This is a genomic window from Desmonostoc muscorum LEGE 12446 (assembly GCF_015207005.2).
Lineage (GTDB): Bacteria > Cyanobacteriota > Cyanobacteriia > Cyanobacteriales > Nostocaceae > Nostoc > Nostoc muscorum.
On sequence record NZ_JADEXS020000001.1, the window covers coordinates 4,195,888 to 4,209,608 of the forward strand.

The window sequence follows — 13,721 nt, forward strand, 5'->3', positions numbered from 1 at the left end:
TCGCACCTTTAAAGCGCTTCCCATTCATCTCTACTAACTTGAGCCTGTTTTAAAATTTTTGCCAGTAAGCTTTTGCTGATATCTCCTTCGTGGGGGTTAGGAATGATTAATCTCAGTTCATCTTTAACCATAAATTGATGTTTTGTACCTTAGGAAAGCCCTTCAAAAGCAAGTTTTTTCAGGTAATAAATTAAATCCCTGCGATTAATCAGCCCAAAGTTTGGCATTAAGCCGCATCCTTTTTTAAAGCAAGAGAGATTCCGTCTAATTCAGGTAAATTATGCCCTAACTGTAGTCCTAAAACAATCCACTCTTCTAAAGATTGTTTTAACTCTTCTCTGCAAGCTTCCAGTGTAGACGCATTCGCATATAACCCCTGCAATTCAGGTACTTCTGCATAAAAAGTACCATCTTCTAAAATTTCATAGTTTACTCTGTGCAAAGCTGCTTGAATATACTCTGTCAGCATTTAGAGATTTTGGACAAAACTGGCTGTATGACTAAATTGTAAGCTAAAAATCAAGGTTTAGATTGGCGATCGCTATTCCCAAGCCAAAACCCACCACAGTTTAGGACTAGATTACCAGAGTGATGGGGTGATGTTATTTAACAGGGGCGCGATCGTTATAAAGTGAAGGAATAACAGCATTCCTGAATATGGCGATCGCACCTACAACAATGCAGATTACCCAAAGTCTCCACACAGCAATTCTTGTAACTGACTTAGAACGCTCCGAACACTTTTATGGCAAAGTCTTAGGATTAGCCAAAATAGATCGTTCTCTGAAATACGCTGGTGCATGGTATCAAGTCGGCAACTATCAAATTCACCTCATAGTTGCACCGACTGTCCCCACCGAAAACCAAAACGAAAAATGGGGACGCAACCCTCACTTCGCCTTCTCCGTTGCTGACTTGGACATTGCAAAACAAGAATTGCTCAATCATAATTATCCCATTCAACCAAGCGCCTCAGGCCGCCCTGCCCTGTTTACTCAAGATCCTGATGGGAATATTGTTGAATTGAGTCAACAGTGAGGGGGAGTGGGGAGACGGGGAGACGCTCTTACGCTCTTACGCAAAGAAAAACAAATGCCCCATGCCCAATGCCCCATGCCCAATGCCCAATTCCCAATTCCCAATGAAAATAATTGCCTACTCTTACACCGATCCTCTACTAGAATCTTCTCCCGAAGAAAGCAGTTGGGGATGGGAAGTCGATCGAGTTTATCAAGATTTGGGCAAGGGAGAGTCCTCTAAATACGCTACGCGATCGCAACTACAACAATTACTCACAGATTGCCAAACCCAAGGTGCAGATTATCTGTTGGTTCGTCGCTTGGAAGAATTGGGGGATACTGTAGAGGAAGTAAGCGATCGCCTTCATGAACTCGAAGCAATGGGAGTGGCGGTAATCGCTACTGAACAACCCTACACTTCAGAAAATTCCCCTCTCCGGGCTGACTTGCTGAGTTTACTACATGCAATCCAACGCGAACAACGCAGTCGTCGCATTCGTCAAGGACACGCCCGTAATCGTCTCGACGCTGCACCGCCACCCGGTAAGGTTCCCTACGGCTACCGCAGAGGTAAGGGAAAATATACCATTGACCGCAGCACATCACCAGTGGTGAAGGATTTTTTTGACCATTTTTTACTCTATGGTTCCTTACGGGGTTCAGTGCGCTACTTGGCGAAAAAATACAGCAAGAAAATTTCTGTCACCACTGGACGCCGCTGGTTAACTAATCCAGTTTATCGGGGCAATACAGCTTACCAAAATGGTGAAATTATCTCCGATACCCATATTCCCATAATTTCCAAGGAAGAAGCTGCCCAAGTTGACCGACTTTTGCGCCGTAACAGCCGTTTACCATCTCGCACTGCTAGTGCGCCACGTTCTTTAGCAGGGTTGATTGTCTGTGGCGAATGTCAATCGCATCTGACGGTTACCCGTGTCACCCAACGCAACCAAGACAAAGAGTATCTGTATTTACGTTGTATTAGCTGTCCCCGACGCCCCAAATGTCCGGCTATTGCCTACCAAGAGGTTTTAGAACAGACAATTGAAACTGTTTGCCGCGACTTACCCCTAGCTGTAGCCGGAATGAATTTTCCCCAGTTGGATGCAGTCAAAAATAGTTTAAGCCAAGCGATCGCTCGTCAGCAAGAAATACTCGCTCAGTTACCTGCTTTAATTGAAAATGGCATTTTAGATACCGAAACAGCAAAATTAAGAGCTTATAAACTCCGCACAGAAATTTCTGCACTCGAAGCCAAGTTGGCAATTCTTCCTCCCGTTAATTTGCGTTCTGTTGCTGTTGCTGTTTCCATTCCACAATTCTGGTTAGATTTGTCCGAAACAGAACGACGATTTTACTTTCGAGAATTCATTAAAGAAATTGAAATTGTTCGCCAAGAGCAAAAATGGAACTTGCAAGTTATTTTTATTTTTTAAGAATTCAGAAGTCAGGAGTCAGAATTCAGAATTCAGAATTCAGAATTATAATAGGCTTTTTGCCTAGCTACTAGACATAAATAGCGTACTTCACTTTCGTTGATGCTGTATTTTATTTTTGAAATATACGTAGGTTACCTTATGTCAAAGGCTAACGCACTAACCAAAGGTTTTGGTTTTTTGTATAGTACTCTTGGCGATCGCACAACTCTTGAGTCTGAATTATAGCGGTTCCTGCATGGGTGAGGTACAGAAAAAATAGATACTCGTAGGGTAGCACAGCGGTGCTACCCTACCCATGTACCTCATTCAAATAAGAATCGCTATATGAATTCTGACTCCTGAATTCTGACTTCTGAATTCTGAATTCTGACTCCTGACTCCTGACTCCTGAATTCTGAATTCTGACTTCTGCTATGTAATACTATCATCCTATTAGTTACAAAAAAGCCGGATCAAATATCAGGCAATGTAGATTTAATTACAGAGTAGTCAAAAGTATTTAGCCAGTTTTTATACGTCTTATTTTTATCATTTATCTATAAAAATGATCGTTAAATAATTCAGATAAATTTCCCGGAAAAATAGTACTAATTAGAGAAAGTTGAGTTAATCTTGGAAACTAGCAATCGTTAAGAACAGACGTTGTTACTGGGCCACAACATTGGAGATTCGCTTTGGTCTCTATGTAATCAAACCAGCAAGTAAAATGATTACCAGAGAATATGCAAGAAGGAAGCTTTATTTGGGGTCATCTAGAAAAACAGCATCGCACAGTTGGCAGATGGGTTGATTGGGTATGGCTTCTCGTGTTGTTTTTAGCAGCAGTGTTACTGTTTAGCGTCAATCTGGGGGGATTACCCCTGCGAGATTGGGATGAAGGTACAGTGGCACAAGTCGCTAGGGAAATTTGGCAAGCACCAGCAGACTCAATGCGCTGGCTTTACCCAACTCTAGGAGGCGAACCATACCATAACAAGCCGCCTTTAATGCATTTGCTAATTGCTTGGGCTTATTCTCTAGGAGGCGAAAATGAATTCACTACGCGGCTTCCCGGAGCAATTTTAACATCAAGTTCAGTACCTTTACTGTATTGTATTGGTCGAGAATTATTTCGCCAGCGTTGGGCAGCTATTTATAGTGCCTTGATTTATCTAACAATGCTACCCGTGGTGCGTCATGGACGTTTGGCGATGTTAGATGGGGCGGTGGTCAGTTTTTTGATGGTGATGATGTTGTGCGTGTTGCGATCGCGCCGGGATTTACGTTATTGCCTTGGTGTTGGCATCGGTTTTGGGTTAATTTGCCTGACTCAAGGACTGGTGGGTATATTGCTAGGTGCGATCGCGATCGTATTTTTATTTTGGGATACACCACGGCTACTCACCTGTTACTATCTGTGGATAGCAATTTTGATTGGCATTTTACCTGTGATTGGTTGGTATGGTGCCCAACTAATTCACTATGGTTATACTTTCGCCCAAGTTGGCCTTGTAAATTCATCCAGCCGAATTGGCACAGTTGCAGAGATAAATTTTGAACCACCTTGGTACTACGTTATTGAACTTCTCAAGTACACATGGCCGTGGCTATTATTCTTACCGCAAACTGTACGTTTAACTTGGGAAAATCGCAACCTTAGTTGGGCAAAACTAGTACTAGCGTGGAGTGGTGTTTATCTGGTAGTAATTTCCTTGATGATTACCAAACTTCCCTGGTATGTATTCCCGATTTATCCCAGTTTAGCCCTAGCTTTTGGTATCCAGTTAGCAGAGACAGAAAATTCGCCTTTAGTGTCATCCTATCCCCGTACTTGGGTAGCAGGTTTAGCAATTTTGGCTGTAGTCGCTTCTGCCGGCAGCATTTATTTTAGTTGGGGTACAACACCGAAAACAGACTTACAGCTAATTTTTGCAGCAGTAGCTTTAACAATGACCTTAGCAGCTATTTTGGCAGAGCGAGGCGACGGGCAATTTCTGAAGATTTTGTTCTGGGGAAGTTATGTTTCGCTGCTACTGTTAATGAAATCCAATTACTGGGTTTGGGAATTATCTGAGGCTTATCCAGTTAAACCAGTAGCCGCGATGATCGTGCGGGCAAATCCAGCTACGAAAAAGATTTATACATCTTTTCCCTACTCTCGTCCTTCATTGGATTATTACAGCGATCGCACCATTATTCCCGCTTCTGTTGGTGAACTGCAATATTATTGGCACTACAACGGGCAACCCTACTTTCTGCTTCATACATCTGTTTTCAACAATCTTCAACTAGAGTCAATCAAGCTAATTGACCAAGCTGAAGGTTGGAAATTAGTTACCAAAGATACAAATCGATTGTAAACGCAGGACAGGCGTGGGGCATTGCTTCCTCATCTCCCCCTGCTCCCTCTGCCTCCCCTGCGTTGACAACTGGGAGTGTAGGTAGTTCACTAAGGCTATACATAAAACAGTGTTCTATTTGTTGGGTACATCTAGAACACTGTTGTGAAGTACCCCACCGCATAGGCGGATGGGGCTTCGCGTCTCACTCGTCGTTGCCACGTTAGGAATTCTTATTGCTAAGAATTCGGGACTAAACCCGATGATGGTCTTATACAACGTCTCTCGGTTTTCACCGTTTATCCTCTCAATAGAGAAACCCGCGCAGCCGCCCTGCTTCCCAAGGCAGTTATTACTTTCTCGTACACTTCTGTGTGGCTTATCTTTTACCGCCTTAGTAGATAGGCGAACCAGTGACCGAAGTCTTTTCCCTTTTCTCACGCTATACGTCAAGGCATAGCGTTTTACCGCTACTGTGGCCGTTTGTTATGAGCCGTGTGGGTGGGTCAACAACCATTACAATGGTAGCACATCCATATTTTATTTGCTACCATGACACAGATTAGTTTGAGGTTGTCTGAACGGGAAAAAGAACATTTGCAGAAGTATTGCGAATTGACTCAAAGAAATCAGACAGAAGTGTTACGCGACCTCATAAGAAAATTGTCAATCAAAGGGGCATTGAACCCCCTTGATTGACCTGCTATCCATCCCCACCGTATAGACGGATGGGGAATTCCGCCGAATTAGTTAAATAAATATAAGGGACTTGCAAAATTAAAGAGAGTAAAGTAAAATCTCATTGGCCGCAGGGGTCATATCAATACTATACTATGGGAATTTTTCGTCTGGTTTTTTAATTTGCTCTGTAGAAAGCACTTGACGATCTGAGTTCGTGGTTTCCTGGGTGATAGCAATCATACTAAAAACAATGGCACTTCCTACAGCAAAAGCCACCATAGGACGCTTGAGCAGGACAAAATCCCTGATAATTCTAGCCAAAGGTCGGCTTTGACGCCGTAGCGCCGAAGAAATCATCATTTGTCTCCAAGTAAATGGATCGCGCACGTAATGACCGCTTTGGCAAACAACTAGCCGTTCTTGGCAATAGGGACAACAAAACAAGCCAATACGCGTTTTAATTGGTTTGGGCGTGGCATTTCTTTGGCAAATTGGGCAAGTAACATAATGATTATCAAAGGTGTGTATATTCATTTACTCGCAGTATAAGAATAGCTATATTGAATTGCGGTCAACGAAGAGGACAAGGAGAAGGGGAGACAAGGGGAGCAGGTTTTTTATTCCTTTTGCCTCCTTGTTACCTTGTCTCCCCTTTCTCTAATATCATGTCCGGTTGAAGACTTATCATTAGGGCTGACGCGGGGACACGGAGAGAAGCCTAAGATCAGGCTTCGTTAGATCAGAACTTCTCCTAAGGGAGACGCGGAGAGCTTTTTTGATAAGTGATTAGGCGGACATGATATAACTTCTAAGTCTAGTTTGACTTTAGTACTAAATCACACATACATTCTATTACTACCAAGGATGGCTCAATGGTCGCAACACGAGTATAGCTAGATTTAGGCGAAAATGACTTCTCATTAATGCTTGTGGCTCACAGTACCTCTGTTGTCTCTAGAGAGAATAGGGTTGACTAGTACCTCATCAGCGTAGGCTAGCATTTACCGTAGGCATCGCCGACCCCCAGATAATAATTGTCTCCCATTTAACTATTCTCCCCACAAAAATTTTGCTAAAGCTTTGTAAATCGAGCAAATAAAGTCTACTTGTCTGGTTGCTAAATAATGGCTCACAATGAGAAGTAACAGATAAAAATTTAAATTTTTTCTTACATTTACCCTGCCTCTCAATGACTCTCTTGCCTCCCACTCAACTGAGGAAGGTAACGGAACAACCTGCCTTTCCTACACCTTCTGCCCGCTTAGCTCACCTAATAAACCGTTTTCAACCATCCCCAGAAACCCTTGTGCTGTTTTTAGCCATGTTAATTGGCGGTGGCACTGGTATGGGTGTAGTCACTTTTCACTATTTGATCGAGCTGATCCACCGTTTAATGCTAGAAAATTTGATGGGTCAGATCGGTGTCTGGGGTGCTTGGACTCTAGCTTGCGTTCCTACCCTTGGCGGATTAATTGTTGGCTTGATGCGCTGGCGTACTCAAGACTTCGGCCCTGGACTTTCATCTCTCATCGCCGCCTCTCAGGAAACCGAGATTAGGCGACCACTACGACCAGTTACCAAAATGCTAGCCGCATCTGTTTCTTTGGGAAGTGGTGCTTCTTTAGGACCAGAGGGGCCAAGTGTAGAAATTGGTGCAAATTTTGGCATGTTGTTGTCTGTGATCCTAAATGTATCTCAGGAACAACGACGTTTACTTTTGGGTGCTGGCGCTGCTGCTGGATTAGCGGCTGGATTTAATGCTCCCATTGCCGGAGTATTTTTTGCCTTAGAGGTGGTGATGGGAGCTACATCTTTTGCTACTTCTGCTGTCAGTGTGGTGCTGCTGGCGGCGGTAGTAGCAGCGTTAATTGCTCAAATTGGTTTGGGGGCACAACCTGCTTTTGATTTACCGGCTTACCAAGTCCGCAGTCCTTTAGAATTACCCCTTTATCTTGGCTTGGGTTTAGGGGCTAGCCTAATTTCTCTAACTTATACTCAATCAATTCGTTTGGCTAAAGCCTGCTTTGCTGGTAAGGTTCCAGGCTTTCAATTTTTGGGACGAATTCCTCAGCCAATTCATCCAATTATTGGCGGTGTCATTGTTGGCGCAGTTGCTTTGCACTTCCCGCAAATTCTAGGCGTTGGTTATGAAACCGTGGAAGCAATGCTTCAGGATGTCAAGTTTTCATTGCACTTGTTAGTTGTGTTGTTGGTGGTAAAGCTACTAATGACTGCAATTAGTGCGGGTAGTGGTTTTGTCGGCGGTTTATTCGCACCTGCTATGTTTCTAGGTGCTTCTTTTGGTTCGGCTTATGCCAAAATTTTAGCTGTGGTATTCCCGGCAATTTGTGACCAAATGGCAGCTCCTCCAGCTTATGCGATGGTAGGAATGGCAGCAGTCTTGGCTGCAAGTGTCAGGGCACCGTTAACGGCTATTTTAATGCTGTTTGAATTAACCCGCGACTACCGGATTGTTTTACCGCTGATGGCTGCTGTGGGTTTGAGTGTCTGGTTAGTGGAAAGGATTAAACCGACTTTTAACTCTAACTCTAATCTACAACAAATTGGTCTTTCGGAATTGAAAGATGAACGAGCGGAAATTATGCAGCAAATTTTGGTAGAAGATGCTATGCATCCTTATCCCAAAAAATTACCTGCAACTTTGAGTGTGTTAGAAGCAGCGGTGGAAATGATCCGCGATCGCACACGAAGTGCTTTAGTTATTGATCAAGCAGAGCAATTAGTTGGTATCCTTTCTTTAGAAGATATTAACCGTGCCCTTGCTCTTTGGCAAACTTACCCAAATTCAACAACTGAAATTTCAGATAATTTATCCAGTCAAACTCTCAAGGACATTTGTACTACTGAAATTGTTTACGCATGGCAGGATGAACTATTATCTGAAGCTTTAGACCGCATGAGTGTTCGAGGTTTGCATCAATTACCAGTGGTAGCACGAGACAAACCCGATCGCATTTTAGGTTTACTAGAAAAAGAGCAAATTGCATTAACCTGCAATTTAGCAGTTACGCGCAAAGCACTGCGTCACTATTTACCATATTAGTCATTAGTCATTGGTCATTAGTCATTGGTCATTAGTCATTGGTTTTCACAAATGACAAACACAGAAGTATGAACTGAGTATTCCTTTGTTCAGAACTTCAGGGACAAATGACTATTGACTATTGACAATTGACTAATGACTATTTATTAAGCCGTGGCTTCTAGAGTTTCATCGTCTTCCCGATCTTCTGGATCTACCTGTCTCAAACGAATGTGCTTTTTACCTAAAGTGATGAGAAACTCATCTCCTGGTTTGAGATTCATCTGTTTTGTATAAGCTGAACCGATAAGCAAGTTACCATTGGATTGCACACTAATCCTATAGCTAGCACTACGTCCACCGCGCCCATTAGCACTGGGTGTACTGTCCAACTGAATGCCTTCGGCATCGATTAGGGCATTTAAGAACTTCATCATATTGACGCGCTCTATACCATTTTTGGTAACGGTATAGTAGCCGCACTTCTTGGCTTTGTCTTCCTTGCTCTCGTTCTCTAGCTCTTTGACTTTTTTGAGCAGTTCTTCGCCGACTAGGGGTTCAATTTTTTTCTGTTTAGGCATCAACTTAGGTCGAAAACGAATGTTTGAAGTGTTTGAATCGATTTTATTTTAGCTTCTGTTGAGCTAATAGGAAGATAATCCTTTAGTTTTTATCTCAACATAGCCAAGTATATTACACTCACAGCCAGAATTGTTATGCGAATACCAAATATTTCCCAGGCAATTTATTTTATAGAATGCTGGCAATGCTGATAACTATATATATATAGTTTGTGAATTCCTGCTAAACTATATTTGTTTAAGTTTTCTAAACTAACCTTTAAAAGGTTGTCTAGTTGCTGAAGATGATAACTGAGTCACAGAATGATAAGCAAAACTGATCCTTGGTCATTAGTCATTGGTAATTAGTCATTAGTCATTGGTCTAAATAAATGACAAAGGACAACTGACAAAGCGCAAAGCCACCAGCGCCTATTTCCGGCACTCAGAACTTTGTAACAGAGGGCAAACAACAAAGCTTACCAGAATGAAACTAACTACCAGAGGACATTACAGTGTGAAGGCGTTGCTAGATTTGAGTTTACAGCCAAGATATGGGCCTGCATCTGTAAAAGCGATCGCCAAACGCCAAGATATTCCAGCTCCTTACCTCGAAAAACTACTAATAGAAATGCGTCGTGCGTCTTTAGTGAATTCAATTCGTGGTAGCATTGGCGGATATCAATTGGCAAGAGAACCTATACAAATATCTATAGGGCAAATTTTAGAAGCAGTCGGTGAGAGCATTACTCATTTACCCCATCACACTCCAGCACCCACACAAGCTGAAGATTGGGTAACATTTACCCTTTGGCAAAGGCTCAATCAAAAGCTCAAAGAAGCTTTGTACACTATTACTCTGGCAGACCTTTATTACGATGCTCGTAGTTGGCAAGCTTCCCTTGGGGAAGAAGCTAGTTTTGTGGTTTAGTCATTGGGAATTGGGGATTGGGGATTGGGGATTGGGGATTGGGGATTGATTATTCTTAACTAACTAATGACTAATGACTAATGACTAATGACATCCGCTGTTGTTTTAATCATTGCCGCACTTTTAGATTACTTAATTGGCGATCCTTGGGGTTGGCCTCATCCTGTGCAATTTATCGGGTGGGTAATTTCTCGGCTGACCAAGTTTTCTCTGCAATTGTGTCAACATTCTCTAACACAACGTCTAGCTGGAATTTTACTAGGCATTATCGTCATAATTGGTAGCGGTCTTGTCGGTTTTTTGCTCGTTCAAAGTGCCAGATGGGTGCATCCAGTGTTGGGAATTGCTTTAGAAAGTATTCTTTTGGCTAGTTGTTTTGCTAGCAGAAGTTTGCGAACAGCAGCAGTGGCTGTTTTACAACCTTTAACAGCAGGAGATTTACCAGAAGCTCGTAATATTTTAAGTAATTATGTTGGTCGGGATACACAAAATCTCTCAGAAGCAGAAATTTTGCGAGCCGTTTTAGAAACAGTCACGGAAAATGCTACTGATGCAGTAATGGCTCCACTTTTTTATGCAATTATTGGTGTCTTTGTGCCAATTGTGGGGTCAATTCCCTTAGCTTTAGCATACAAAGCCAGTAGTACTCTTGATTCAATGGTGGGTTACCGGGAAGCACCTTATACTTATTTTGGGTGGTTTAGTGCGCGATTGGAAGATTGTTTGACTTGGCTACCTTGCCGATTAACAGTTATCACTCTAGCAGTGTTATCGGGTAAACCGATGCATGTTTGGCGAATTTGTCGCCGGGATGCAATTACCGATCCTAGTCCCAATTCCGGCTGGAGTGAGTGCGCCTACGCTGCTATTTTAGGTGTACAAATGGGGGGTAAAAATTGGTATCGTGGGGTAGCTAAACACAAACCATTGCTAGGAGACGCTATTTATCCCATTACCCCAAATTCTATTTACAATGCTTTGCAACTGACTCGATATTGTTTTTTACTATGGTTAGGAATAGCGATCGCTATTTTTTTAACTAATTCGGCGGAATTCCCCATCCGTCTATACGGTGGGGATGGATAGCAGGTCAATCAAGGGGGTTCAATGCCCCTTTGATTGACAATATTGGGCATTGGGCATGGGGCATTGGGCATGGGGCATTAGTTATTCCCCTCATCTCCCTCATCTCCCTCATCTCCCTCATCTCCCTCATCCCGACTCCCCACTCCCCACTCCCCACTCCCCACTCCCCTAAAGATACCTATGTCTGCAAAAGTAGTTGAGATCCTCTCATCAGAAGAAATTCGTCGTACTTTGACTCGCCTTGCCTCTCAAATTGTAGAAAGGTCGCGTGATTTGTCCCAATTGGTGCTTCTTGGTATATATACTAGGGGTGCTGTATTAGCACAATTGTTGGCGCGTCAGATTGAGACACTCGAAGGTGTAGCCGTTTCCGTCGGCGCTTTAGATATTACATTTTATCGAGATGACCTTGACAAAATTGGTTTGCGAACTCCGACCAAAAGCGATATTCCTTTTGATCTGACGGGGAAAACCGTTGTACTCGTGGATGATGTGATTTTCAAAGGACGGACAATTCGTGCTGCTTTGAATGCTGTAAATGAGTACGGAAGACCAGAGGTAATTCGTTTAGCTGTGTTGGTAGACAGGGGTCATCGTGAGTTACCAATTCACCCAGATTTTATTGGTAAGCTGTTGCCTACCGCTAAGGAAGAAATTGTCAAAGTTTACTTACAAGATTGTGATGGACGAGATGCAGTGGAGTTGATGGGAGATTAGTTATTTGCCATTTGTCATTTGTCATTTGGAGTTGGGAGGTATAACTACAGCGTATTTCAGGTAAATGAACTAGACGGGTAGGGGCACAACATGTTCATTGGTGTCAACTTAACGTGAAACCTTTCATTCACTTACGGTTACTCACCGCATCACCCCACCCTAACCCTCCCCTTGTAAAGGGGAGGGAACTAGATTCCTTTTTCCCCCCAATGCATCGGGGGGATTAAGGGGGTAAAACGTATGTGGGACAAGCGTTTAACCTTAAGTTGATACCTATGCAACATGTTGTGCCCCTACGATTATCTGTACCTCACACCTGTTACAATCTGCTGTATTGATTTTAGAACGCACGGGATTAGGGAAAACGCGGGAAGCAGCAGAGTTGGCAAAGCACCTCAATCAAGAAGGTTGGACGGTGCTTTACCTCAAATTAGGAGAATGGCTAGATATTCCGGCGGCTATGCCCAAGGAGATTGGCACAAACCGCAAATTGCTGTTTTTCTTTGACGATTTGAATCAGAAAATGTATGCTAGCCGCTACGAAATCTCCCCAGAAGCCGAGAAAAGTCTGGCAGAACGGTTTCAAGTTCCTTTGCAAGAAAGGCTGTTGCAAGCTTTGAATAAGTATGAGGAGTTATGGGAACCGACAGAAATCCGCGTCATCGCCACCGCACGCAATGAAACACACTCCGAAGATCCTGGAAAACCCAGTCCTTGGGAAAAACTGCAATGGGATAAATATTCCAAGCTGTGGAACCGATTTCAAACCTATGAATTGTCGCAACCGGAAGATGATGCCATCATTGCGATGTTAGCAGAAACGGTTCCAGAAACAAACATCAAAGCTGAAACAGAGCAATATCCAGAACTAGCTAGGTGCAATGACAGCACTTTTAGAAATGTAGTCGAAAATCTCCACCGCCTGCAAAATGAAAGCTTGCCTTTGACTGTCAAAAATTACCGCCACACCCTAAAAGACACTTGGGAAAACCGTTACAAGAAAGCAGTAAAAAAGTACCCTGCCAGCTGCTACATTTATGATGCCGTGGACTTGCTGCAACAATTCGAGATTCCACTTTATCGCTTCACAGTGGAGCCTACTGCACGGATGTTAGCGGCGAAGAATTTCTGGCAGCAGCTTTGGTATTATTGGCAAATACGCAGGGCTACCAATTATCTGATTTCAGCTGAGCGCATCCTAGAACCGCGTGATGGGCAAATTGAAGCTAAGCCAAAGCAGGTAGAAGCAGGGGAATACACATTGCCCTTCACTCGTTTAATATTGCAGCTAGCAGAGAAACACCAAGAAATTCCAACTTCCCTGTTGAGTTTTAGCTGGAATTTAATCAACTCAAAACGCTATCAAGATGCGCTACGTTGCTTAAACAAAGCTCTCAGTTTTACACCTGATTCCTCTGACATCTGGTTTGCCAAAGGCAATGCGCTACATGATTTGAGAAGATTTGAAGAAGCGATCGCCTCTTTTAACCAAGCCACCAAAATCAAACCCGACTATCACCAAGCTTGGAACAACCGGGGCAATGCACTAGATGATTTGGGAAGATTAGAAGAAGCGATCGCCTCTTATGACCAAGCCACCAAAATCAAACCCGACTATCACGAAGCTTGGAACAACCGGGGCATTGCGCTATTTAATTTGGGAAGATTAGAAGAAGCGATCGCCTCTTATAACCAAGCCACCAAAATCAAACCCGACTATCACCAAGCTTGGTACAACAAAGCTTGCTCTTATGGTTTACAAGGGAATATCGATTTGGCAATAGAAAATTTGCAACAAGCTATCAACCTAAATCCTGAATGGCGAGAGATAGCAAAAACTGATACTGATTTTGACAAGATTCGAGAAGATAGGCGGTTTCAAGATTTGATTAGTCATTAGTCATTAGTCATTAGTCATTAGTCA

Annotated in this window: 12 protein-coding genes; 8 read left to right on the forward strand and 4 right to left on the reverse strand. The window is 43.0% G+C overall.

Going from position 1 to position 13,721, the window contains the following annotated elements; translation table 11 throughout:
* Positions 1 to 8: 8 nt before the first annotated feature.
* Both IQ276_RS40245 and IQ276_RS17965 read right to left on the reverse strand, forming a co-directional pair.
* The gene (locus IQ276_RS40245; RefSeq protein WP_255264336.1) at positions 9 to 131 is read right to left on the reverse strand and encodes a type II toxin-antitoxin system HicA family toxin; all 123 of its coding nucleotides are present in this window, start codon (positions 129 to 131) and stop codon (positions 9 to 11) included.
* A gap of 95 nt (positions 132 to 226) precedes the next feature.
* Complete coding sequence (locus tag IQ276_RS17965) at positions 227 to 469, reverse strand: type II toxin-antitoxin system HicB family antitoxin (RefSeq protein WP_193923552.1); 243 nt, start codon at positions 467 to 469, stop codon at positions 227 to 229.
* A gap of 209 nt (positions 470 to 678) precedes the next feature.
* On the opposite strand from IQ276_RS17965, the gene IQ276_RS17970 reads away from it, so the two are divergent.
* From IQ276_RS17970 to IQ276_RS17980, 3 genes are all read left to right on the forward strand, one after another.
* Positions 679 to 1,038: a VOC family protein gene (locus IQ276_RS17970; protein WP_190875933.1), complete on the forward strand. Its 360-nt coding sequence runs from the start codon at positions 679 to 681 to the stop codon at positions 1,036 to 1,038.
* 103 nt (positions 1,039 to 1,141) lie between these two features.
* Entirely contained in the window at positions 1,142 to 2,458 is a 1,317-nt protein-coding gene (locus IQ276_RS17975) for a recombinase family protein (RefSeq protein ID WP_193919340.1), read from the forward strand.
* Between the two features lie 725 nt (positions 2,459 to 3,183).
* Positions 3,184 to 4,800 carry an ArnT family glycosyltransferase gene (locus tag IQ276_RS17980; protein ID WP_193919338.1) on the forward strand — a complete coding sequence of 539 codons (1,617 nt, stop codon included), beginning with the start codon at positions 3,184 to 3,186 and terminating at the stop codon, positions 4,798 to 4,800.
* Between the two features lie 810 nt (positions 4,801 to 5,610).
* Here the strand turns inward: IQ276_RS17980 and IQ276_RS17990 are convergent.
* Positions 5,611 to 5,994, reverse strand: coding sequence for a hypothetical protein (locus IQ276_RS17990; protein WP_190875936.1), 384 nt, complete (start codon positions 5,992 to 5,994; stop codon positions 5,611 to 5,613).
* Positions 5,995 to 6,649: 655 nt separating this feature from the next.
* On the opposite strand from IQ276_RS17990, the gene IQ276_RS17995 reads away from it, so the two are divergent.
* On the forward strand, positions 6,650 to 8,524 hold the full coding sequence (locus tag IQ276_RS17995; protein WP_193919336.1) for a chloride channel protein: 1,875 nt from the start codon (positions 6,650 to 6,652) through the stop codon (positions 8,522 to 8,524).
* Between the two features lie 146 nt (positions 8,525 to 8,670).
* Here IQ276_RS17995 and IQ276_RS18000 read toward each other — a convergent pair whose 3' ends face one another.
* On the reverse strand, positions 8,671 to 9,084 hold the full coding sequence (locus IQ276_RS18000; protein ID WP_073639427.1) for an AbrB family transcriptional regulator: 414 nt from the start codon (positions 9,082 to 9,084) through the stop codon (positions 8,671 to 8,673).
* A gap of 466 nt (positions 9,085 to 9,550) precedes the next feature.
* On the opposite strand from IQ276_RS18000, the gene IQ276_RS18005 reads away from it, so the two are divergent.
* The 4 genes from IQ276_RS18005 to IQ276_RS18020 all read left to right on the forward strand — a co-directional run bounded on the left by IQ276_RS18005 (position 9,551) and on the right by IQ276_RS18020 (position 13,697).
* The gene (locus IQ276_RS18005) at positions 9,551 to 9,994 is read left to right on the forward strand and encodes an Rrf2 family transcriptional regulator (protein WP_190875938.1); all 444 of its coding nucleotides are present in this window, start codon (positions 9,551 to 9,553) and stop codon (positions 9,992 to 9,994) included.
* Between the two features lie 87 nt (positions 9,995 to 10,081).
* Entirely contained in the window at positions 10,082 to 11,080 is a 999-nt protein-coding gene (gene cbiB / locus IQ276_RS18010; RefSeq protein ID WP_193926108.1) for an adenosylcobinamide-phosphate synthase CbiB, read from the forward strand.
* A 180-nt stretch (positions 11,081 to 11,260) separates the two neighbouring features.
* Positions 11,261 to 11,797, forward strand: coding sequence for a bifunctional pyr operon transcriptional regulator/uracil phosphoribosyltransferase PyrR (gene pyrR, locus IQ276_RS18015; protein ID WP_190875940.1), 537 nt, complete (start codon positions 11,261 to 11,263; stop codon positions 11,795 to 11,797).
* Between the two features lie 334 nt (positions 11,798 to 12,131).
* Positions 12,132 to 13,697 carry a tetratricopeptide repeat protein gene (locus IQ276_RS18020; RefSeq protein ID WP_235115758.1) on the forward strand — a complete coding sequence of 522 codons (1,566 nt, stop codon included), beginning with the start codon at positions 12,132 to 12,134 and terminating at the stop codon, positions 13,695 to 13,697.
* Positions 13,698 to 13,721 lie beyond the last annotated feature (24 nt).

Excerpts from the sequence above, each read along its gene's own strand:
- IQ276_RS40245 (WP_255264336.1), bottom strand. The coding sequence starts at position 131 with ATGGTTAAAGATGAACTGAGATTAATCATTCCTAACCCCCACGAAGGA.
- IQ276_RS17965 (WP_193923552.1), bottom strand. The coding sequence starts at position 469 with ATGCTGACAGAGTATATTCAAGCAGCTTTGCACAGAGTAAACTATGAA.
- IQ276_RS17970 (WP_190875933.1), top strand. The coding sequence starts at position 679 with ATGCAGATTACCCAAAGTCTCCACACAGCAATTCTTGTAACTGACTTA.
- IQ276_RS17975 (WP_193919340.1), top strand. The coding sequence starts at position 1,142 with ATGAAAATAATTGCCTACTCTTACACCGATCCTCTACTAGAATCTTCT.
- IQ276_RS17980 (WP_193919338.1), top strand. The coding sequence starts at position 3,184 with ATGCAAGAAGGAAGCTTTATTTGGGGTCATCTAGAAAAACAGCATCGC.
- IQ276_RS17990 (WP_190875936.1), bottom strand. The coding sequence starts at position 5,994 with ATGAATATACACACCTTTGATAATCATTATGTTACTTGCCCAATTTGC.
- IQ276_RS17995 (WP_193919336.1), top strand. The coding sequence starts at position 6,650 with ATGACTCTCTTGCCTCCCACTCAACTGAGGAAGGTAACGGAACAACCT.
- IQ276_RS18000 (WP_073639427.1), bottom strand. The coding sequence starts at position 9,084 with ATGCCTAAACAGAAAAAAATTGAACCCCTAGTCGGCGAAGAACTGCTC.
- IQ276_RS18005 (WP_190875938.1), top strand. The coding sequence starts at position 9,551 with ATGAAACTAACTACCAGAGGACATTACAGTGTGAAGGCGTTGCTAGAT.
- cbiB (WP_193926108.1), top strand. The coding sequence starts at position 10,082 with ATGACATCCGCTGTTGTTTTAATCATTGCCGCACTTTTAGATTACTTA.
- pyrR (WP_190875940.1), top strand. The coding sequence starts at position 11,261 with ATGTCTGCAAAAGTAGTTGAGATCCTCTCATCAGAAGAAATTCGTCGT.